The 21,025-nt window shown below is 67.8% G+C and carries 21 protein-coding genes and 1 tRNA gene; 3 read left to right on the forward strand and 19 right to left on the reverse strand.

The genetic code is table 11. The features are described from left to right. Positions 1–189 precede the first annotated feature (189 nt). Complete coding sequence (gene icd / locus V6M37_RS01120; RefSeq protein ID WP_332670225.1) at positions 190–1,434, forward strand: NADP-dependent isocitrate dehydrogenase; 1,245 nt, start codon at positions 190–192, stop codon at positions 1,432–1,434. Between the two features lie 93 nt (positions 1,435–1,527). On the opposite strand, the gene V6M37_RS01125 is transcribed toward icd, so the two are convergent. From V6M37_RS01125 to V6M37_RS01145, 5 genes are all read right to left on the reverse strand, one after another. Beyond that, entirely contained in the window at positions 1,528–1,788 is a 261-nt protein-coding gene (locus V6M37_RS01125; RefSeq protein WP_332670228.1) for a DUF4212 domain-containing protein, read from the reverse strand. A gap of 207 nt (positions 1,789–1,995) precedes the next feature. Then, positions 1,996–4,047 carry an elongation factor G gene (gene fusA / locus V6M37_RS01130; protein WP_332670230.1) on the reverse strand — a complete coding sequence of 684 codons (2,052 nt, stop codon included), beginning with the start codon at positions 4,045–4,047 and terminating at the stop codon, positions 1,996–1,998. Positions 4,048–4,117: 70 nt separating this feature from the next. Further along, positions 4,118–5,743 carry a hypothetical protein gene (locus V6M37_RS01135; RefSeq protein ID WP_332670232.1) on the reverse strand — a complete coding sequence of 542 codons (1,626 nt, stop codon included), beginning with the start codon at positions 5,741–5,743 and terminating at the stop codon, positions 4,118–4,120. Positions 5,744–5,822: 79 nt separating this feature from the next. Beyond that, positions 5,823–6,566 carry an LrgB family protein gene (locus V6M37_RS01140; RefSeq protein ID WP_332670235.1) on the reverse strand — a complete coding sequence of 248 codons (744 nt, stop codon included), beginning with the start codon at positions 6,564–6,566 and terminating at the stop codon, positions 5,823–5,825. Further along, positions 6,563–6,922 (reverse strand): CidA/LrgA family protein, encoded by a 360-nt coding sequence (locus V6M37_RS01145; RefSeq protein ID WP_332670238.1) that lies wholly within the window; start codon positions 6,920–6,922, stop codon positions 6,563–6,565. Before V6M37_RS01145 ends, V6M37_RS01140 begins: the two co-directional genes overlap by 4 nt. Positions 6,923–7,258: 336 nt before the next feature. Between V6M37_RS01145 and V6M37_RS01150 the strand changes: the two genes are divergently transcribed. Next, the gene (locus V6M37_RS01150; RefSeq protein ID WP_332670240.1) at positions 7,259–7,684 is read left to right on the forward strand and encodes an acyl-CoA thioesterase; all 426 of its coding nucleotides are present in this window, start codon (positions 7,259–7,261) and stop codon (positions 7,682–7,684) included. Here the strand turns inward: V6M37_RS01150 and V6M37_RS01155 are convergent. Both V6M37_RS01155 and V6M37_RS01160 read right to left on the reverse strand, forming a co-directional pair. Then, positions 7,662–8,456: a Mut7-C RNAse domain-containing protein gene (locus tag V6M37_RS01155; RefSeq protein WP_332670242.1), complete on the reverse strand. Its 795-nt coding sequence runs from the start codon at positions 8,454–8,456 to the stop codon at positions 7,662–7,664. The genes V6M37_RS01150 and V6M37_RS01155 overlap by 23 nt on opposite strands. 9 nt (positions 8,457–8,465) lie before the next feature. Further along, positions 8,466–9,014: a DUF2946 family protein gene (locus V6M37_RS01160; RefSeq protein ID WP_332670244.1), complete on the reverse strand. Its 549-nt coding sequence runs from the start codon at positions 9,012–9,014 to the stop codon at positions 8,466–8,468. A gap of 733 nt (positions 9,015–9,747) precedes the next feature. Here V6M37_RS01160 and V6M37_RS01165 point away from each other — a divergent pair. Further along, positions 9,748–10,371: a PRC-barrel domain-containing protein gene (locus V6M37_RS01165; protein ID WP_332670246.1), complete on the forward strand. Its 624-nt coding sequence runs from the start codon at positions 9,748–9,750 to the stop codon at positions 10,369–10,371. Positions 10,372–10,461: 90 nt separating this feature from the next. On the opposite strand, the gene V6M37_RS01170 is transcribed toward V6M37_RS01165, so the two are convergent. The 12 genes from V6M37_RS01170 to V6M37_RS01225 form a co-directional block, all read right to left on the reverse strand. Further along, on the reverse strand, positions 10,462–10,983 hold the full coding sequence (locus tag V6M37_RS01170) for a retropepsin-like aspartic protease family protein (RefSeq protein ID WP_332670248.1): 522 nt from the start codon (positions 10,981–10,983) through the stop codon (positions 10,462–10,464). Between the two features lie 269 nt (positions 10,984–11,252). After that, positions 11,253–12,173 carry an MYG1 family protein gene (locus V6M37_RS01175; protein WP_332670250.1) on the reverse strand — a complete coding sequence of 307 codons (921 nt, stop codon included), beginning with the start codon at positions 12,171–12,173 and terminating at the stop codon, positions 11,253–11,255. A gap of 56 nt (positions 12,174–12,229) precedes the next feature. Further along, positions 12,230–13,720, reverse strand: coding sequence for a sensor histidine kinase (locus V6M37_RS01180; protein WP_332670252.1), 1,491 nt, complete (start codon positions 13,718–13,720; stop codon positions 12,230–12,232). Further along, entirely contained in the window at positions 13,720–14,379 is a 660-nt protein-coding gene (locus tag V6M37_RS01185; RefSeq protein ID WP_332670254.1) for a response regulator, read from the reverse strand. The genes V6M37_RS01180 and V6M37_RS01185 overlap by 1 nt, the downstream gene beginning before the upstream one ends. Positions 14,380–14,425: 46 nt before the next feature. Then, the gene (locus V6M37_RS01190; protein WP_332670256.1) at positions 14,426–15,076 is read right to left on the reverse strand and encodes a tetratricopeptide repeat protein; all 651 of its coding nucleotides are present in this window, start codon (positions 15,074–15,076) and stop codon (positions 14,426–14,428) included. Positions 15,077–15,091: 15 nt separating this feature from the next. Continuing rightward, a complete protein-coding gene (locus V6M37_RS01195; RefSeq protein WP_332670258.1) occupies positions 15,092–15,883 on the reverse strand; it encodes an SDR family oxidoreductase in 792 nt (263 codons plus the stop codon). A 10-nt stretch (positions 15,884–15,893) separates the two neighbouring features. Beyond that, positions 15,894–16,547 carry a TenA family transcriptional regulator gene (locus V6M37_RS01200; RefSeq protein ID WP_332670260.1) on the reverse strand — a complete coding sequence of 218 codons (654 nt, stop codon included), beginning with the start codon at positions 16,545–16,547 and terminating at the stop codon, positions 15,894–15,896. Further along, positions 16,547–18,016 carry an AMP-binding protein gene (locus V6M37_RS01205; protein WP_332670262.1) on the reverse strand — a complete coding sequence of 490 codons (1,470 nt, stop codon included), beginning with the start codon at positions 18,014–18,016 and terminating at the stop codon, positions 16,547–16,549. The genes V6M37_RS01200 and V6M37_RS01205 overlap by 1 nt, the downstream gene beginning before the upstream one ends. Further along, positions 18,000–18,692, reverse strand: coding sequence for a thermostable hemolysin (locus V6M37_RS01210; protein WP_332670264.1), 693 nt, complete (start codon positions 18,690–18,692; stop codon positions 18,000–18,002). The genes V6M37_RS01205 and V6M37_RS01210 overlap by 17 nt, the downstream gene beginning before the upstream one ends. A 142-nt stretch (positions 18,693–18,834) precedes the next feature. Next, positions 18,835–18,910 (reverse strand) — tRNA-Thr (locus V6M37_RS01215). 68 nt (positions 18,911–18,978) lie between these two features. Then, positions 18,979–20,139 (reverse strand): HD-GYP domain-containing protein, encoded by a 1,161-nt coding sequence (locus V6M37_RS01220; RefSeq protein ID WP_332670266.1) that lies wholly within the window; start codon positions 20,137–20,139, stop codon positions 18,979–18,981. Positions 20,140–20,254: 115 nt separating this feature from the next. Beyond that, positions 20,255–21,025, reverse strand: a complete 771-nt coding sequence (locus V6M37_RS01225; RefSeq protein WP_332670268.1) for a Crp/Fnr family transcriptional regulator — start codon at positions 21,023–21,025, stop codon at positions 20,255–20,257.

Consider the following 21,025-nt stretch of genomic DNA (forward strand, 5'->3'; position numbering starts at 1 on the left):
TCCGACCCGCTGACACGAAACGGCCGGGTTTTTGGGCCATAATTATTGGCCTGGATTGGAGGGACGCATCGTCGCGTGACACGGCTTCGGCTTTCTCGGGGGACGGCGCGCGCGGTGCCCAGGCTGCAAGCGAAGGTTTTCAGCGACAAGCTGAGTCGATCGAAACGCCCACACGAAGAGGGAGTAGGAATGAACGCGTCCAAGATCAAGGTGCCCGCAGGCGGCGAGAAGATCATCCCCGGCCAGGCTGTTCCCGACCAACCGATCATCCCGTTCATCGAGGGCGACGGCATCGGCGTCGACATCACGCCCGTGATGATCAAGGTCATCGACGCGGCGGTCCAGAAAGCCTACGGCGGCAAGAAGAAGATCCACTGGATGGAAGTCTACGCCGGCGAGAAGTCGACGCAGCTCTACGGCCCGGACGAGTGGCTGCCGACGGAAACCTCCGATGCGCTCAAGGAGTTCTCGGTTTCGATCAAGGGACCGATGACGACGCCGGTCGGCGGCGGCATCCGCTCGCTCAACGTCGCGCTGCGCCAGGAGCTCGACCTGTACCAGTGCGTGCGCCCGGTGCGTTACTTCAAGGGCGTGCCGTCGCCGCTGAAGCAGCCCGAGCTGACCGACATGGTGATCTTCCGCGAGAACACCGAGGACATCTACGCCGGCATCGAGTGGGCGTCGGGGTCGGAGCAGGTCCGGAAAGTCATCGCGTTCCTGCAGAACGAGATGGGCGTCAAGAAGATCCGCTTCCCCGAGACCTCGGGCATCGGCATCAAGCCGGTGTCGGTCGAGGGCACGCAGCGTCTCGTGCGCGCCGCGCTGAACTACGTCATCGCGAACGACCGCAAGTCGCTGACGATCGTGCACAAGGGCAACATCATGAAGTTCACGGAAGGCCTGTTCCGTGACACCGCCTACAAGCTCGCGCAGGAGGAGTTCGGCGCGCAGCCGATCGATGGCGGCCCCTGGTGCAAGTTCAAGAACCCGAAGACCGGCCGCGAGATCGTCGTCAAGGACGCGATCGCCGACGCGTTCCTGCAGCAGATCCTGCTGCGTCCGGCTGAATACGACGTCATCGCGACGACGAACCTCAACGGCGACTACATCTCCGACGCGCTCGCCGCGCAGGTCGGCGGCATCGGCATCGCGCCGGGCGCGAACATCTCCGACCAGTACGCCTGCTTCGAAGCGACGCACGGCACGGCGCCGAAGTACGCCGGCCAGGACAAGGTCAATCCCGGTTCGCTGATCCTGTCCGCCGAGATGATGCTGCGTTACATGGGATGGACCGAAGCGGCGGACCTCGTGATCAAGGGCATGGAAGCGGCGATCGGCGACAAGCAGGTCACGTACGATTTCGCGCGCCTGATGGACGGCGCAACCGAAGTGAGCTGCTCCGCGTTCGGCGACGCGATGATCGCGCGCATGTAAGCGCCGCGTGTCGGCATGCGCCCGTTCCCGGGCGCCTTCGGAAGCCCCCGCGAGGGGGCTTCCCCGTTTCCGGAGCTTGGCGCGCGAAGCCGGTCAGCGGCGCTCCGCGACGCCGTACTTGCGGTCGAGCCGGTTCATCACGAGGACGTAGATGCCGATGATCACGAGGTAGGTGATCAGCGAGCCCTGGGCGAGGATGTAGAAGCCGAGCGGAAAGCCGAGGAAGGTGATCGCGTTGAGTTCGTCGGCGAAGAAACCCGACGCGAACGTGACGAAAAACCACGCCGACAGCAGCGCGAGCGTCAGCCACAGGTTGCGGCGCCAGTAGGCGCGATGCTGCTCGGTCAGCTTCATCGGAACAACACCGCGACGGGCGAGCATGCTTCCGTCATCCGAGCGCTGCTCGTGTTCGCGCAGGGGCAGATGATCGGCGTATTCACGTTCCGACGCGGCGCGACGCGGCCGCACCGGTTCCGCTGCGACGCGGCATTTCCCCGAGTGTCCCGTTCCGTCCCTGCCGTCCGCGTCGCCCCCCGATGCGAGGACCGCCGGGGGCGTACGTCACTGTCCGGCATTGCGGCTCGAATAGGCCTTCGCCAGCCGCTGCTGGACGTCCTGCGGCGCCGGCTCGTGTCCGTACGCGGTCAGCACGAACTCGCTTTCGCCGGCGCAGATCGCCTTCAGCCGCGCTTCGAAGCCGTCCATTTCAGCGAGCGGAACAGTCGCGGTGATCAGCGTCCAGCCGCTCGCCGGGCTCTCCGTCGTCGTCAGCCGGCCGCGGCGCGCCGAGAACTCCGCGGTGATGTCGCCGAAATGGCTGTCCTCGACTTTCACCGTGACATTCACCAGCGGTTCCAGCACGATAGGCCGCGCCGCGAGCAGGGCTTCGAGCGTCGCGTGGCGGCCGGCGGTGACGAATGACACTTCGTTCGAGTCGACCGCATGATGCTTGCCGTCGGTCAGCACGACGCGCACGTCCTGCAACGGGAAGCCGGCGAGCGCGCCGTCGGCGAGCGCCTGGCGCACGCCTTTCTCGACGGCCGGCAGGAAGTTCGTCGGGATCGCGCCGCCCTTAACCTCGTTGCCGAGTTCGACGCCCGCGCCGCGGGGCAGCGATTCGACGCGCAACGCGACTTCACCGAACTGGCCGGCGCCCCCGCTCTGCTTCTTGTGCCGGTAGCGCGCTTCGGCGGTGCCGCCGATCGTCTCGCGGTACGGCACGCTCGGCGTCGCGGTGTCGAGCTGCAGGTTCCAGCGCGCACGCAGCTGTTCAAGGACGATCTTCAGGTGCAGCTCGCCGAGTCCGCGCACGACGGTCTGGCGCGCCTGATTGTCGAAGCCGACTTCGAGGCACGGGTCCTCGTCCATCAGCCGCGCGAGCGCTTCGGCGAGCTTCTGTTCGTCGCCGTGCTTCTTCGCGATCAGCGCGAGGCCGAACACCGGCTGCGGGTATCGCGGCGCTTCGAGGTGGTACAGGTCCTCATCGTGCGAGTCGTGCAGCACCGCGTCCGGATGGAGCTCGTCGACGCGCGCGACGGCGCAGATGTCGCCGGGCACGCCGAGTGGGGTTTCGACCTGGTTCTTGCCCTGCAGCCGCAACAGATGCGCGACCTTGAAGCTCTTGCGGCTGTCGCCGATGTAGAGCTGCGTGTTCGGCCCGATGCTGCCCTGGTGGATGCGGAACAGGCCGAGCTTGCCGCGATAGGGATCGTTCGCGATCTGGAAGACGTGTGCGATCACGTGGCGCGACGGGTCGGGCGCGACCTCGACCGGCTGCGCGCTCGCGCCTTCGCCTTTGAGGAAGCGCGGCGGGTTGCCTTCGGTCGGGTCCGGCATCAGGCGGCCGAGGATGTCGAGCAGCTCCTTCACGCCGGCGCCCGAGCGCGACGAGACGAAACACACCGGAATCAAGTGCCCTTCGCGCAGCGCCTGCTCGAACGGCACGTGAAGCTGTTCGGGATCGAGCGTCTCGCCCTGCTCGAGGTAGCTCGCCATCAACGCCTCGTCGAGTTCGACGACCTGGTCGATGATCGCGTCATGCGCGGCGCGCACCGTCGAGAACGCGGATTCCGCGTCGTAGTCGGGCGTGAAGAAGCAGTCGAGGACGCGTTCCCCATTGGCCGCGGGCAGGTTGATCGGCAGGCATTCGCGGCCGAAGGTCGCAGCGAGCCGTTCGACCAGCGCCGAAAGTTCGGCCGGGCTCGCGGCGTCGATCTTCGAGACGACGATCAGCCGGCACTTGCCGGTCGCCGCTTCCATCATCCGGCGCGTCCCGCTTTCGATGCCGGCTTGGGCGCTGACCACAACGGTGGCGGTTTCGACCGCGGGCAGCGCCGATAGCGCCCGGCCGGCGAGGTCCGGCATCCCCGGCGTGTCGAGCATGTTCACCCAGTGCTGCGCCCACTCGAGATGCGCGACCGCGGTCGCGAGAGAATGGCCCATGGCCTTTTCCTGCGCGTCGAAGTCGCCGACCGTGTCGCCGCGCTCGATGCTGCCGGCCGCGCCGATCGTCCCGGAGGCGACGAGCAGGGCTTCGAGGAGACTGGTCTTGCCGCTGCCGGCGTGGCCGAGCAGGGCGACGTTCCGGATGTCGTTTACCGAGGTCGGTGTCATGCGCTGTCCTCCCGTGGTCGTTGGACGAGAGTTTCCGCCTGTCGCGCCGCCGGCGCAACGGCCGACGCGCTCAGACGCTGCGCAGGCCGAACAGCCGGGTCATCGCGATTGCCAGTAGCGGCAGCGAAAAGCCGATCACCGTGACGGCGATCAGCAGCGTGCCGAGCTGCGAATAATCGGCGGCCACGGTGACGACGCCGGTCGCAGCATCCCGCACTTCGCGCGTGACGATGTAGAACTGGTTCAGATACTTCGTCCCGAGCTGGGCGGCCGACAGCGCGAGGTTCGTGAAGGACGCCATTACCGCGAAGAAGGTCGCCTTCAGATGCGCGGGTGCCGAGTTCGCGATCCACGCGAGCATCGGCACCATCGACACCTGGCCGAGCGGCGACTCCAGCGCGGTGTTCGCGATCGCGATGAAGCGCGCATCGACGACGCCGCCGGTGAGCCGCGCCGTCCATTCGTGCAGTCCGTAATACATGCCGACGATCGGCGCCGACAGGAGCGTCGCGGCGATCGTCAGGAAGATCACGATCTGCACGATCGACTTTTCCGCCATGAAGCGGCGGAACAGGAACAGGCCGGCGAGCGTCAGCGTGCTCGTGATCAGGTCGAGCCGCGACAGGAAGCTCTGGTCGAAGCCGAGTTCGTCGATCATCCACCAGCTCGCGCCCGCGCCGGGCGTCGGCATCGCGCGGAACACGAAGATCACGATGACCGTGCCGAGCAGGGTGCGCGCGGCGTCCGGGGAAAGCTCGCGCAGCAGTTTCGCGATCATGAAGCCGATGATGCCGAACGACGCGGCGAAGATCAGTTCCTGGCCGTAGTCGACCCCGGACAGGCCGACCGAGAGCGTCAGCGCGACGAACGCCGCGCTGCCGCCGAGAATCCACCAGTTCGGCGGCGGCGTCTCCTCGGGCGCGTGGACGAGCCGGTCGATCTCGTCGCGTCCGTGGCCGAGCGCCGCGAGCCGTCGGGCTTCGCGCCGCTTGAGCACGGCGGCGAGCAGCACGCCGCTGACCGACAGCAGCGGGATCACGAGCGCGAGCTCGTAGATGCGCACGTAGATCGCGACCTTCGCCGCTTCGGGCAAGGTTTCGGCGCCCTGGAACATCACGACGTTCGCGAGCGACACGAGCACGGTGCCGCCGATGATCGCGACGCGGCCGAGCATCTGCATCGTCGTGTGCATCAGCCGCAGCGCCTCGGGCGACTGCGGGCGGCCTTCGGCGTCGATCCGCGGCACCGCCTCGACCGTCATCGCGTCGGCGACCGCGTCCTGCATCACGTAGCCGAGCGGCGCGAGCAGCGTCGACAGCACGAACCACGCTTCGGCGCTCATCACCGCGCGCATCTCGTCCGGGCGCGAGATTAGCCCGATCATGATCGCGAGGCTCGTCGCGATGAGACTCGCGCCCAGATACACGAGACCGGCCTTGTGGCGCCACATCAGGTCGACGAGATGGCCGATCGGCATCTTCAGCGCCCACGGGATGCCGGCCCAGAAGCCCAGCGCGGCGAGAAAGGCCGCCGACAGGCCAAGGTAGTCCTTGACGAAGAACGTGCCGACGATGCCGGTCAGGCCCGAGACGCCGGCCGCGACGTACACCATCAGCGGCGGCAGGTAGGACAACCGCATCTCGCGGCCGAGTTCGAGGATGTTGCGGTCGAACCAGCGGAAAAGGGCGTAGGTCAAGGGCGCGATCCGGTAAGAGATTTCGGAAGTCGTCACCGGATGTCGCGCGGCGCCCCGCGGGCGCTTTGCACCGGGTGGTTCACCGGCCGACCCCTTCGAACCACGCAAGGATCGGCGGCACGATCCACGGCAGCGACGCGGCCGTCACGAGCCCGTTGAGGCCCATGCCGAGCGCGGCGAACGCACCCGCCTGCTCGCTCACCTGGAACGCGCGCGCGGTGCCGATGCCGTGCGACGCGATGCCGAGCGCGAAACCACGCACCGCGGGGTCGTCGATGCGCAGGACGCGATACAGGTAGCGCGCGCCGACGGCGCCGAGGACGCCGGTCATGATGACGAGCACCGCGGTCAGCGACGGCAGGCCGCCGAGCCGTTCCGCGACGCCCATCGCGATTGGCGTCGTTACGCTTTTCGGCGCCAACGACATCGTCGATTCGCCGCTCGCACCGAGCAGCGCCGCGATGCCGACCGCGGACAGCGCGGCGGTCAGCGAACCGGCGACGAGCGTCACGAGCAGCGGCCCGAGCATCGCGCGCAGCCGGGCCCATTGTGCGTAGAGCGGAATCGCGAGCGCGACCGTCGCCGGGCCGAGCAGGAAATGCACGAATTGCGCGCCGTCGAAATATGTCTGGTACGGCGTGCCGGTCAGCGTCAGCACCGTGACGAGCATGATCACCGCGAGCATCACGGGGTTGAGCAGCGGATGGTGGCCGGCGCGCCGGTACAGCCAGGACGCGGCTTGGTAGGCGAGCAGCGTCAGCGTCAGGCCGAGCAGCGGCGTCGCCGACAGGTAGACCCAGATCTCGCCGAGCGCCGGATTCATGTCCGCTCCCCGCTGTTGCGCGAGCGCCGCGTCAGCGCCTGCAGCAGCAGCGCAGAGACCGCGATTGCCAGCAGCGTGCTGGCGACGAGCGCGACCGTCAGCGGCAGCCATTCGTCGCCGAGGCGCCGGAAATGCAGCATGATGCCGGTGCCCGCCGGCACGAACAGCAGCGACAGGTGCTGCAGCAGGCCGTTCGCGGTGCCGCGCAACGATTCGCCGGGGCCGCCATGGAGGATCAGCGCGACGAACATCAGCCCCATGCCGATCACCGGTCCCGGAACCGGCAGGTTCAGCGCGCGCGCGAGTACTTCGCCGACGAGCTGGAACACAAGGAGGAGGGTGAGGGCGCCGATCATCGGTGTCTCCATGATTGCCTTTCGGGAAACGCCCCGGCGGGGCGCCATCGCGGGGCGGCGGCGACGGGGCGGCACGTCGCGCCATTCTAGCGGCGCGTTGGTGAATGCGTGCCAGCTCAGGCGAATAGCACATGGCCGACGGTGAGCATCGCGATCCCCCGAGGATGTATTTCGTCAGCTTCGGCAGGATCAGCGCCGGCTCGAAAGAACCGGGAATGTTGCGGTGCGGCGATTGAGGGGTGCAGCGACGCGCTGCGGTTCCGAGGTATTGCCGTCTTCCGGCCCGCCGGCCTATCGTTCCCGCACGACGGATAAAGCGCATATGAGGAGACGCGGATGGCAATGGTCGAGACGGCACGGGGCACCGTTCACGAATGGCAACGGGACCACATGGGCCACATCAACGTGCGGGCCTACATGGAGTTCCACGAGGAGGCGTGCTGGCAGTTCTACTCGATGCTCGGCTTGACCGCGTCGCTGCTGCGCGCCGGGGTCGTGCATCTGGCGGCGGTGCAGCAGAACATCAGTTACCAGAAGGAGCTGTATCCCGGCGATACGATCCTCGTGCGGACCGGCGTTGTCGAAATGCGCGAGAAGGTGCTGCGCTTTCGCCACGAACTCGTGAATACCGAAAGCGGTGACGTCTGCTCGGTGTGCGAATTCACCGTCGTCTGCCTCAACCCGGTCACGCGCAAGTCGCAGCCGTTTCCGCCTGACATCGTGCTGCGGGCAGAGGAATTCAAGCTGCCGATGGTGCAGTAGGACCGCGCCGGCCGTCGGCGTCTGCCACCGCGGCGGGGCGCAGCAGTTCGTCGACGAGGGTGCGCATCCGTTGCCAGTGTGAGCCTTCCCAGAACACGCGTTCGCACACGTCGCAGGTGCTGAAGCGCGTGCGGCTCGCGCGCACGCCGGGCGGAATACGGTTCTCGACGAGCGCCTTGTCGATCGCGCGCAGCGGCGCGTTACAGTCGAGGCAGAGCGTGAATGGCCGGGCGCTGCGGGCGAGATCGAGCCGGTCGAAGATTTCGCGCACCTGCTGCGCGGGCTTCAGCGCTCGAACGTAGCAGCCGTGCGTCACCGTGCGGCGCTTCAGCAGTTCGCGGTCGCGCGTCAACACGATGCGGCCGTCCCGCGCGGCGATCGCCTCGACTTCGGCGTCGTGGAAGTTGTTGTCGTACAGCGTGTCGAACCCGGTCATCCGCAGCAGGTGCGCGAGGCCGCCGAGATGTGCGTCGGCGAGAAAGCGCGTCGTCCGCAGCGGCGCGTCGCGCACGCGCAGCAGCGGCGTGACGTCGAGTGCCTCGAACGTCGGATAGACCGAGACGCGGTCGCCGTCGCGCAGCAGCCGTCCGAAATCCACCGATTCGCCGTTGACGAGAACGAGTTCGACCTCGGTGTGCGGCACGCCGAGTGCCTCGATCATGTGCTTCACGGTCGCCGCCTGTGCGCACGGCGCGTCGAACTCGCGCCGGCGCCGCGGCGGGGCGAGGAAATCGTTGAGTTCCTCGTAAAAGCGGAAAGTCGCGGTGACCATCGCGAAGATTCAGGGCGAGGGGTTGGGGTCGAAGCCGAAATGGGCCGGAACCTCGTCGCGGCCGATCGGCTGCACGCGTCGGCCGCGCCAGAAGAGTCCGAGAAACGCGCCGCTCATCACGTCGAAGAAATCGACGTCGTTCGCCGGCGTGCGGTCGTCGCGGCAGCAACTCGCGATGAAGTTCGCGAGATCGCGGTCGTCGAGCAGCCCGACCCCCTGCGCGGTCTTCAACAGCACGCTGCCCTCGTCGTCGAGGTGAACGCTCTCGACCGCGCCGGCGTCGGTGCCGGTATGGACCGTGACGCTCCCGTCCACTTCGAGCCGCAGGACGAACGGTGTGTAGTCAAGCGTCGTGAAAACCCGCTGCGGTCCGTTCTGGACGAACCACCTGCCCGAGCTGTCGGAGCCGTAATTGCGGTTCAGGAACGCGACGAGGCCCGCGTGCGTCACCGGCTTGCCCTGCAGGCGCCAGTTTCCGCGCCGATCGAGGGAAAGCCAGCCGTAGCTCGCCGGCACGCCGGGCCATTTCGCTGCCGTGGAAAGATCGGGAGGCTGCATCCGGTCCAGATTGTCGAAAAAAAAACCAAGGATAACGCTTTCGAGGTGGGGATTTCCCGAAGCAGCACTTCGGTGCGGGGACGGCCGGAGACGCTTTGTGCGTCGACTCGACGGGCCGTCGCTCGTTCGCCCCGCGCCACGGAATGAGCCGAGGGGCGCGTGTTCCGTGACCAGCGTCGCGCTTCTCCGCTGCCGGAAATGCATGAATCTGTCGTCCGGCGACGACAGACATGACAGCCAGAAACGTAAGCGACGGAGCGGAAACGAGAATTATTGTCGTCGGGCTGCGACACATCCTTCGCCAAACGGCTCCTGGTTGGCGCGTTTCGCCCCCGGTGGCGCCGGAACCCGCGGTCTGCCTGTGAATCGGGGGGTGCAGGAATGTCGCCTCAGGGCGACGATCGCACGGCGGGACGGTCGGACGGAATCCCGATTTCTTGCCGAGTGCTCTCTGCCGAGTCAGAAAACGTCATGTAAATCAAGGTGGTAGTGTTGATGCTAGGTCGTGCCGAGCCTCGGTCGACTTCGTCGCGCCGTACGAGCCCGCCGCCGGGCGAAGCCACGGCACTACGCGGAACCCTCCCCGCCCCGGGCAACAAATCATTTACTGATCAACGAGTTGGCAGCACTTTTCGGTGGATGGGCGGAAACTTGGACACTGGCTCGCTTCTTGCGCCGGATTAAGTGGACAACCGGATGCCGTTCGCCACGTGCGAAAGCGGACCGGTCCTCGATGACCAAGACGGCACAGGAGGGTGACATGAACGCTATGTTTCGTAAGTCCTTGCTCGCAGGCGCGGTAGCTGCGCTTGCCGCGACGCCGATGTTGGCGGGTGCGGATGCGGGCAAGACGTCGCACGAGGGGGGCGCAACGGGACACCCCACGAGCCAGTACGGGGCCCCGACGGCTGCCTCGGCGAGCGTGCAGGGCCTGACGCCCAGCCAACTCCGCGGAACCGAGGTGATTGGGCCCAGCGGTGAGGAAGTCGGAACCGTGAAGGCTGTCGTGCGCAGCCGCGACGAAAAGAACATCCAGGCGGTGATCTCCGCCGGAGGCATGATGGGCATGGGGGACAGGAAAGTCGCCGTGCCGCTGAACAGCCTGCGTTACGACGGCGACAAGCTGCGTATCAGCGCTACCGAGGAGCAACTGAAGGCCCGGCCGGAGTACCAGTCCGAGAAATTCGTCGAACTGGAACCGTCAGATCAGCCGATCAGCGAGTTCTCGGCGTTCGAGACGGTGCCGGACTCGGGGGCTACGTGGGACCGGTCCGGGACGCACGACATGATGCCTGGCGACCGTGACCCCAGGATGCGCGACCAACCGTATCCGGAAGGCAATCAGGTCACCCCGTAACTCACGGCTCGCGGACGGGCGGTCGATAAGCCGCTCGACGGCGGGAGGATGCACCGGGACGCCCGAAAGGGCCACCCGGTGCATCTACGTTCACCGCGCGTCGAACGCCGCGAGGTCCGCCGTGTGGGAGGAACTGGGCGCTTCCGCCGTGGTCGTGCAATTGCTTAGTACGAGGCGCGGCGGCTCGAACGAAAAGATGAACGGCGCTGTCCGTTGCAGCGCGTTCAGCCCGAGAATGGCGCGCGTCTTGCCGGGGAAAACCGCTGCTTCGATGTTGTTCAGCCAGCAGCCGTTGCCGATGCTGAGCGCTTCGATCGCATAGACCGGCACACTCATCTCATTGCCGTTCGCGAGCCTGCCGCGCAGCTCCTTCACGTAGCGCGCACGCCCCGCGTTCTGCAGTTCGGCGAGCATTTCCTCGTTGATCGTCATGTACCCCGAACCGGTGTCGACCATCAACTCGACTTCACCCAGTCCCGCGATCTGACCTTGTACATAGAAGGTGGTCGCGCTGTTCGCGCGCATGTCGACCGTGGTGTCGAACTCGCCGGCGACCGCCAGGCGAGTGGTGCCCGCCAGAAGAACAGCAAGCAGGCACAGAACTTTCCGCATCGATCATCCTCTTGAATGGGCGGTAAAAAAACCCGTCCCGCGAGGACGAGGGCTCCATGAAAGCAACGAATCCGGAGAAAGTCAAACATTCGGAATGTAACAGTTCGATGCGAACGACGTCCGCATCCTCCGGGTCTCGGGGCGGTCGCCGGGGCTATGGCTTTCGGCGTAGTGGCATGCTTCGGCCAAGCCTGTCGTGATTGAAGCCGATGGTCCGGCTCGAACGATATCCCCGCGCCTAAATCGAGGGTATCGGGTCGCCGCGGCACCTATCCTCGTCGCTTCCCCGCGTCGGCGAGCGCCCGCCTTGCCAGCGCCAGGGCGCCGTCGCGCGTCGCATGCCCGGCGATGAAGCGGCCCCGGTGGCAGAAGGTGCCGCCCGGCACGCCGGTGACCGCGTCGAGCGCCTGCCATTCGAGCCCCGCCCACGCCTCGGGCAGGTCGCGGCGCGATGCGTAGGAGTCCACGCGCTTGCGGACCGCGCGCAGGCGCCATCCGCCCCCCATGTCCGGAAAGACGACGAACTGCACTTTCGGACACTCCCGCGTGACGACCGAACTCCAGGGTACGTAGCTATCGAGCACGAGGATCGCCTTGTCGGCGGTCGGCGTCGCCGCATAGATCTCGCGGACGATCTTCGCGCCGAGAATGCCGTCGGCGACGTCGCGGATCAGGTTGCGCAGCGCCTGCTCGGCGAAGCGCGTCGCACGCTCGAAGGCCGCGAGATAGGCGTCGTCCGAGCGGTCGTCGCGCCAGCCCGGGTTGAAGCCGCCGACCAGGTTCGAATAGCCGAAGCGGAACGGGCCGGGGACATCGACGCCGCAGTCGACGGCGTCGATGTTCGCGATGAAGGTCGCGTCGATGCTGAAGTACATGTTCGAGACCTGATCCGGGTCGAGGTCGGGCTCGAGCGCGCGAATCGCGCGCGCGCCGAAGTGCCGCCACGAAAGGCCGGCGGACGCGTAGGGAATCCCGGTGGGACGCGCGCCGGCCCCCTCGATCTGGTGGTGGTCGAAACGCCCGGTGTCCGGGTCGTACTTCCCGCCGACATCGAAGACGACGTCGGCGGCGTCGATGACTTCGGGGCGGCGTGACCGCGCGTAAGTCAGGTCGGGCGTCGACAGACGAAGAATCGCGACGGCGGTGACTTCGTCGGAGTGGAAAGCGCCATCGTGGATGACGACGTGCATGGACGGTCCTGGAGTTGGGCAAGCGGGTCGAAAGAAGCCGCCATCCTATCGGCAATTCACGAGCCGGGAGAGTTCCGCGCGAGGTCGACCGTCGCGCCGGCGTGACGCCGCGGCAGCGCGACGCCGACGTCGAGGCCGCCGAGGCGCGCGTCGTCGAGCGTGATCGTCCCGCCGTGCAGTTCGACGACCCGCTGCACGATCGACAGCCCGAGGCCGGCGCCGGTGCCCGCTTCGCCGCGCACGAAGCGGCCGAAGAGCTTCGCCTTCATCGCGTCGGGCACCCCCGCTCCGCTGTCCTGCACGTGCAGGGTCACGCGGTCGGGCAGGCCGTGCAGCACGACGCGCACCCGTCCGCCGTCGGGGGTGTACTGGATCGCGTTCGCGACGAGGTTCTGCACCAGCGCGCCGATGCTGGTGCGATCGGCGTCGATCCGGTAATCGCCCGTTTCGTCCGCGAGCAGCGTCAAGGTCTGCCCGCGTTCGAGCGCCAGCGGGATGATCTCCGCAAGCTCGTTGCGGACGAAGACGTGCAGGTCGAGCGGTTCGATGCTGAACTGCGCCGCGTTCGGTTCGAGCCGCGCGAGGGTCAGAAGCTGGGCGGCGAGACGCGTCGAGCGATCGACGCCATGCACGAGCTGGCGCAGCGATTCGGCGCGGTCGGCTGAGTTCGACGCGTCGATCGCGTTCTGCGCGTGGATGCGCAGCACCGCGAGCGGCGTGCGCAGTTCGTGCGCTGCGTCCGCGAGGAAGCGCTTTTCCCGCTCGAGCAGCGCCTTGAGCTGCTGCAGCAGGCGGTTCAGCGCGGCGGCCATCGGCTCGAGTTCCTGAGGCAGGCGGGCGAAGGCGAGCGGGGAGAGGTTGCCGGGGCTGCGCGACTTGATCAGCCCGGCCATCTGCTTGAGCGGCCGTAGGCTCCAGCCGATCGCGAGCCAGACGAGCAGCGCGAGCAGCGGCAGGCCGACGAGGTCCGGCAGCAGGCTGCGCAACGCGATCTTGCCGACCAGTTCGCCGCGCACGTCCTCGCGCTCGCCGACGACGATCCACAGCGCGTCGCGGACGTCCTGCAGCACGAACATGCGCCAGCGATGGTCGCCGACCGCAACGTTGTGGTAGCCGACGAGCGGGCGCACCGCCGCGTGCGCCGTGGCGGCCGGCGGCGGGGCCGCCGCCCCGGGAAGGGCGGAGACCGGTGCCGGCGGGAGTCCGGCGACGAGGTCCGCCGGCGCGCTCGCCGACCGCAGGACGACGCTGCCGTCGTCGTCCCATACTTGGAAGGCGAGCTTGCCTTCGTAGCGATGCCCCGGGCGCGTCGCATCGCCGGCGCCCGTCGCCTGGTCGAGCGCGCGCTGCAGCGACTCGCGCGCCGAACGCGGCATCTCGCGCGCGACCATGCCTTCGAGCAGGCGCGCGGTCTGCGCGAGTTGGGCGTCGAACAACTCCTCGATCTCGTGCTCGGCGTCCTTGTAGCTCTTCCACGAGATCGTCGCCAGCGAGACCGCGAGCAGCCCGAGCACGAGCGCGAGCGTGCGCGTGCGGATCGAACGCATTAGGCTTTATCGACGAGGTAGCCGACGCCGCGCACGGTGCGGATCAGCTCCGGAAAGAACTTCTTCCTCAGGTGATGGATGTGCACTTCGAGGGCGTTGCTCTCGGCTTCCTCGCCCCAGCCGTAGAGAACCTGCTGCAGCTTGTCACGTGTCAGCACGCGCCCGGGTTGCGCGATCAGTTCGTGGAGCAGGATCAGCTCCTTGCGTTGCAGGCTGACCGGCTGGCCGTTCCAGGTCACCGACTGGCTGCCGGGGTCGAGCGTGATGCCGCGGTATTCGAGGGCCGGCTGCGCGCGGTTGAAACTGCGCCGCAGCAGCGCGCGCAGCCGGGCCTTGAGTTCGGCGACGTCGAACGGCTTGACGAGATAGTCGTCGGCGCCGGCGTCGAGCCCCGCGATGCGGTCCGCGGTCGCATCGCGGGCGGTCAGGACCAGCACCGGCACCGGGTTCGCGGCGGCGCGCAGCTTGTGCAGCACTTCGAGCCCGTCGATGCGCGGCAGGCCGAGATCGAGCACTGCGAGCTCGAAACTCTCGTGCGTCAGCGCATGCAGCGCGCTCGCACCGTCGCGCACCCAATCGACGGTGTAACCCTCGGGTTTCAATGACGTAAGGATGCCGTTGCCGAGCCCTTCGTCGTCCTCCACCAGCAGTATTCGCATCCAGCGATTTCCTTCGCGTCTTTATTCTCGGGTGCCGCCGATCAGGTCAATGCAGTTCGGCTTCGACCTTGCCCAGCAGCGCGCGGATTTCGCCGCGGCGCCCTTCGTCGGCGAGCGCCCGGTCGGGTCGGTCCGGCGCCGCCTGCGCGCGCAGCAGCGCCGCGCGGGCCTGAGCATAGCGCTTCTGCCGGAACAGGTAATCCCCGTAGAAATAGTTCGGATCGATGCCGGATGGATTGATCTCGAGGGCCTTCTGCAGCATCGCTTCGGCCTGCTTGTCATCGCCGAAACCGATCGGCCAGCCCGGGACCTGGTAGTACAGCGAGCCGAGGCTCGTATAGGCGGAGCCGTCGAGCGCACGCGGGTCGATCGCGAGGGCGGCTTCGAAACTCGACCGCGCCTCTTTGACGAGACTGAGCGCGCCGAGCCCGCCTTTCGCGCCGGCCCAGGTGCTCAGGATGATGCCGCGCCAGATCAGCAGTTCGGGCGCGTCCGGCTCCGCCTTGACGGCCTGTTCGGCCGTTTCGCCGAGCGTCGCGAACGCCGCTTCGCGCGCGTCCTTCGGCACGCGGTAGTTGATTTCGGCCCAGCGCGACTGCAAGCCGGCGAGCGTCTGCCGGCCTTCGTCGCTGAGCGCGAAAGCGGGCAGGCTGCACAGGCAGGCGGCGGCGACAACGAGATTGCGCAGGATCTGCATCGAGGGTTCCTCCTTTCAGGTTCGGGTGCCGGCAAAACGCTTGACGACCGGCAATTGCTTGCGCAGCGCCTGATCCACCCGCCGCGGCAGCAACTGGTTCAGGCGCACGAAGAGCCGCTCGGGCCAGCCGAGGTAGACCTCCTCGCGCTCGTCCCGCAGCGCCTTCACGACGGCCGCCGCGACGACCGCGGGGTCGTCCATCGCGACGCCGAGGTCGGCGTTCATCGCGACGACCGCGTCGCCGTTCATCGCCGTGCGCGTCGCGCGCGGCGCCACGTACAGCACGCGGACATGGGTGTCGGCGAGTTCGCGGCGCAGCGCTTCGGAGAAGCCGCGCAGCGCGAATTTGCTCGCGCAGTACGCGCTGAAGCCGGGATAGCCGATCGACCCGAACGTCGATCCGAGATTGAGCACGACTGCGTTCTCCCGCCGCCGCAGCTCGGGCAGCAGGCGATGCGTGAGTTGCAGCGTCGCGGTGACGTTGAGCCCAATCAGCTCCGCGATCGCGTCTTCGTCGTGGTTTTCGAGCAGGCAGAAGCGGTTGACTCCCGCCGCGTTGATCACGCAATTCAGACCGCCGAAGCGCTCTGCTGCGGCCTGCACCGCGTGCCGCCCTGCGGCCGTCCGAATGTCGGCCTGGACGATGTCCACGCGGCCCGGGAAGCGGCGCGACAAGGCTTCCAGTGGCTCGGTGCGCCGGCCCGCGAGCAGCACGCAGGCGCGCTCGCGGCACAGCGCCTCGGCGATCGCCTGGCCGATGCCGCCGCTCGCGCCGGTGATCAAAACCCGGCAATCATCGATCTTCATCGCCATCGCCTCACGCTGCCTGCGGCAGGCTGCGGAACATGTCGGCGTACAGCCGGTAGACGACGCGCGCCGTATGCACGACGGCCGCCTGGTCGCCAGCGTCGTCGAGGCGGTCCATCAGCGAGCGGAAGAATTCGATGTGTTCCCGGTCGAGGCTGCCGTGCGAGGTCAGGTAGCCGAAGGCCGTCGCGGGCAGGCCGAGGCGGTCCTGGATGATGCCGGCGGCGCGACTCGCGAGCGCGACGCTCGTTCCTTCGAGGACGAGGACCATGCCGAAGAAGCTCACCGGGTTGTCACGCGCGATGCGATCGTGGACGTACGCGACCATCAGCTCGGTCGGCAGGTTCGGCGGCGCGTCGGGGACCGCGTCGGCGTCCGCGCCGCAGGCGCGGATGTCGTCGAGGATCCACTTCTCGTGGCCGTTCTCCTCGCGCAGGTAGTCGATGACGGCCGAGCGCAGCCAGTCCAGCCGCGGCGGCAGGCGGGCGCCGCAGGCCATCAGCAGCGGCACGGTGTGCCGGACGTGGTGGTAGGCCTGGCCGAGAAACGCGACGTAGCGCTGCCGCGTCACCGCGCCGGCCATCGCGTCGCGGATGATCGGCGCGCTCAGCAGGTAGTCGCGCTCGGCGGTGGTCTGTTCGACCAGGGATTCGTAGAACGACATCAATTCTCTCCTGAAAGGGTGGCGGCGGCGCGTTTTTCGACGGCGTCCCGGTAGGTCTCGAGCAGCGCCGCGCGACGCAGCCGCCCGTTCGCGGTCGCGAGTCCGTTTGCCGGGGTGAAGGGCGCATCGGCGCGCAGCCAGTGGTGCACCCGCGCGTAGTCCGGCAACTCGCGGTTGACGGCGGCGACCGCGCGGGCGAGTTCGGCGTCCGTCGCGTCCGGGTGCCGCGGCACGACGACGGCGACGTTGGCGGGCAGGGCCTCGCCGTGCAGCCACGCCTGGGCGATCGGCATTTGCTGGACGAGCTCGGCCTCGACCCATTCCGGGTTCACGTTGCGCCCGTACGCGGTGACGAACTGGTGCTTGCTGCGCCCGTGCAGCACGAGGAAGCCGTCGTCGAAATGCCCGAGATCGCCGGTGGGCAGCCACTCGTCGGTGCATCCGGCCTCCCCAAGGTAGCCGAGCATGCGAGGGCCGCGGACAAGGACTTCGCCATCGTGCGCGACGCGCACCTCGGCATGCGGCAGCGGCCGGCCGACGGTGCCGATGCGACGCTCGGCCGGCGTGTTGAGACAGACGACCGAGCCGCATTCGGACAGACCGTAGCCTTCGAACACCGGCAGCCCCAGCGCGTCGGCACGGCGCAGCAGCGCCGGCGACACGTGGCCGCCGCCGACCGCGATGAAGCGCAGCGAGGCCGGTAGCGGCGCCCTGCGCTCGGCCGCGGCGACCAGCATCAGCAGCAGTTGCGGCAACAGGATGAGGCTGTGCGGCTCGGCGCGGTGCAGCGTGGCGAGAAAGCGCTCGACGTCGAAGCGGGTCGCGCCGCCGAGGCCGATGTCGGCCAGCGGCAGCAGGTCGACGCGGGCGCCCGCTAGCAGCGGGGCGTAGAGGCCGGCGATGTTTTCGAGCAGCGTCGCGAGCGGCAGCACGCACAGGTGCCGCGCGACGAAGGTGGTCAGGCTCGCCTGCCACAGGCTGCGGGCCACCGCGAACTGCGTGCCGCCGTCGAGGCACACACCTTTCGGCTGGCCCGTGCTGCCGGAGGTGTAGGTGATCTTCACGGTGCCGGCCGGCAGCGCTGGCGGGTGCTTGACGCAACGCTTCGCGAGCTGGCCGCAGGCGGGGCCGAAACCGGCGCCGCGGGACGCGCTGCTGTCGTCGGCGATCAGCGTGTCGACGCCCGCGCTGTCGAGCACGTGCGCGAGCTGCGCGGCCGAGAAGAATGCCGGCAGCGGCACGCAGACGATTCCCGCCTGCAGCGCGGCGAGATCCCACAGCGCCCAGTCGATGCCGTTGTCGAGCGCGATCGCGAGGCGGCGGCAGCCGGCGCTGCGCAGGCGTTCGGCGCGCACCACGATTTCCTGCAGCGTTTCGCGGTAGTTCAGTCCGCGGCCGTCCTGCTGCAGCGCGGGCCGTTCGCCGTGCGCGCGCATCGCTGAGAAAAGGCTGTCAGGCGACAGCGACATCGCAGCCTCCGACTTCGCGAAGAAACCCCCGGTAACCGAGCCGCGGGTAGGCGCCCTGACTTACGAGGCGCTCGTGTCCGGCGCGGATGTCGCCGGCCATCACCTGCGGATGGCTGTCGTAGTAGCTGCCCCAGTCGCGCAGTTCGTCGCCCATGCGGGCCGGGTCCGCTTCGCCCAGCGGCAGCGGACGCAGGTGGAGGCGGCGGAAGCTGTTCAGCACCTCGGGCGTGCCGGTGAAGACCACCCAATCGAAGCCGTGCGCGACCAGGAGACCGGTGAGCGCAACGATCAGCAGCCGGGCGTGCCCGGGGCCGCGCGCGGCGAGGTTGCCGACTTCGACGATCCGCGCCCGCTCCACGGCGCTGCCCAGGCGGCGGGCGAGCTCCGCCTCGACCGGCTGGTCGAGATAGCGCTCGAGAAACAGCGCCTCGTCGGCCGCGCCGCGTACCCCGACCGCCCCGTGGATCCGCGCCGCGTCGTCCTCCAGTTGCAGAAGCGTCGGCATGAACTGTCGCACCGAGGCGCCGTATCGCGCGGCGAAGCGTTCGCGGATGAAGGCCTCCGCGGCTTCACGCAGGCCGCCCGGGTCGCGCCGTTCGAGCGTGCGCAAGGTCAGCGCAGGATCGCGCCCGATGCGCGCGAGCGCATCGTGACTACAGCCGTTTCGAGGGTCCATGGGAGCATCGCAGTAGAAGACAGGATGCGATTCTTGCGGACCCGGCTTAAGCGAGGCTTAAGCGAGGCTTAAGCGCGAAGCGGACGAGGGCGTCGGAAAGCATTCAGCCCGGCGCGCGGGCCGGGCTGAATTCGGGTGTCACTGGTGCCGACAATCTGACTCGAACAGATGACCTACCGCTTACAAGGCGGTTGCTCTACCAACTGAGCTATGCCGGCGCGGGCGGGATTATAGCTGAAAGCGGGCGGAGGGCAGGCGCGGGAGGCGGCGCGCGGCGAGCCGGGAATTAGTGGGGCGGGAGCCGCGTTTCCTGATAGCGGTTGTAGATCGTTTCTACTTCCGGGCGGCAATCGAGGAGCGCGGCGACAGCCGGCGGGTACAGATGGTCTCCCGACATGCGGGCAATTTCCTCGTATGCCAGGTCGAGAGTCCAGGCTGGTTTGTAGCTGCGCGAACAGACGATCGCGTCGAAGACGTCGGCGGTTGCGACGATGCGGGCTTCGAGCGGGATGTCATCGCCGGCGAGGCCGTGCGGATAGCCGCTGCCGTTCATGCGTTCGTGGTGCGCGCTGACGATGTTGCGCAGCATGCCGATGTTCGCAAAGTTTGCGAGGCCGAATTCGTCGATCAGGCGCTCGGCCATCTGCATGCCGACCGCGACGTGTTCGCGCATCAGCTCGCGCTCCTTGTCGTCGAGCCGGCCGGGTTTGAGCAGGATGCGGTCGGGGACGCCGACCTTGCCGATGTCGTGAAGGGCTGCGAACAGGAAGACACGTTCGACGTACTCGTCGGACAGCCGATGCGTCGGTGCGAGTTCGCGTGCGATCAGCCGCGCGTAGCGAGCCATGCGGTCGAGATGGGCGCCGGTCTCGAGGTCGCGGACGTGGGCGAATTCGCTCGCGAGCCGCAGGCCGGCGACGAGCATCTGGATCGTCGACAGTTCCTGCATTACGATCATGCCGATCAGCTGTCCGGAGGGGAGCAGGTCCGCGACGACCTGTTCGGAGAAGGCGCCGCGCTCGCGGGAGTCGAAGAACAGGAAGCCGAGCAGCCGATCGTCCTGGCGCAGCGGCAGGGTCAGCGTCGACCCGTACCGTTCGTCGCGCGGCCAGCCTGCGCGACCCGAAGCGGGTGCGATTTTCGTGTCCAGATCGTCGAGCACCTGGGCCTGGCCGCGCTCGGCGATCGCGACGAGGCAGGGCGCATCCTGCAGGCGGCAAGTGAAGCCGTTGGGCCCGGTGCCGCTGTCAGCGCTGTCGGCGAAGGTCTTGAGCAGTCCCGATTCGGAATCGTAGAGCGCGAGGGCGATCCGCTGGACGGCCGGGTGACGTTCGCGGATGTAGCGATGCACGCCGCGCATCTTTCCGGCGACCGACGACAGATGGAGCCTGCTCGCGTGGCGCGCGGCGGCCGAAGCGAATTCCTGCCAGGTTTCCTGTGCGGGCATGATAATTATTTTCGTTTGGTCTCCTGCCGATTATTCCCCAGTCTGCCTCGGACGACTAGTACTTTCGGAATAGACGGGCGGCTCGGGAACGGCGGCCTGAATGCATGGCGCCGCGTCAGAAACGGGCCTGCGTCGTCCGCAGTTTCTCGATGTCGAGGATGTGGATGACGCGGCCTTCGACGCTGATCAGACCGGCCTCCGTCAGTTCGTGGAGGATCCTCGAGAAGTGTTCCTGCGTGAGGTTCAGGCGCGACGCGATCGTCCCCTTGCTGGTCGGCAGGCGCACGGACACGCGCCCGCTCGAACCCGTTTCGCCGCCGAGTTCCTCCTCGCGCAGCAGGTAGCCGACGATGCGGTCCCGGCCGGACTGCATCGAATAAGTTCCGACGTCGGCGATCAGTTGGTGCAGGCGCTGCGACAGGCCGGCGATGATCTTGCGGCAGAACAGCGGGTCGCGGTCCATTTCGTCGAACACGACGCTTTTCGCGATATGCAGCAGCTTGCAGTCGGTCAGCGCCTGCGCCATGACCACGTAGGGCTTCTCCATGAACATCACCGCTTCGCCGAAGCTCTGGCCGGGGCGGATGATCTCGATGACTTTCTCGTGCCCTTCGGACGACGTGAACGCGAGCTTCACCTGCCCGCACAGCACGAGGTGGAAGCCGTGGCACGGGTCGCCACGGTGGAACAGGACGGTCCCTCGCTCGACCGCCTGCTCGCGCACGCCGTGCGCGAAGCGGGCGAGTTCCGCCGCCGAGAAACCGCTCAGCAGCGGGACGTGCGCGAGCAGCCTGCACAGGCGGTCGTCCGGGTGCGGGGCGGGCGTCGGAGTGTCAGCCGGCGCGGCGGGGCGGTGCAGTTCGAAGGGGCATTCGATCACGGGCAT

The organism is Aromatoleum sp. (assembly GCF_036675785.1).
Classification (GTDB): Bacteria; Pseudomonadota; Gammaproteobacteria; order Burkholderiales; family Rhodocyclaceae; genus Aromatoleum.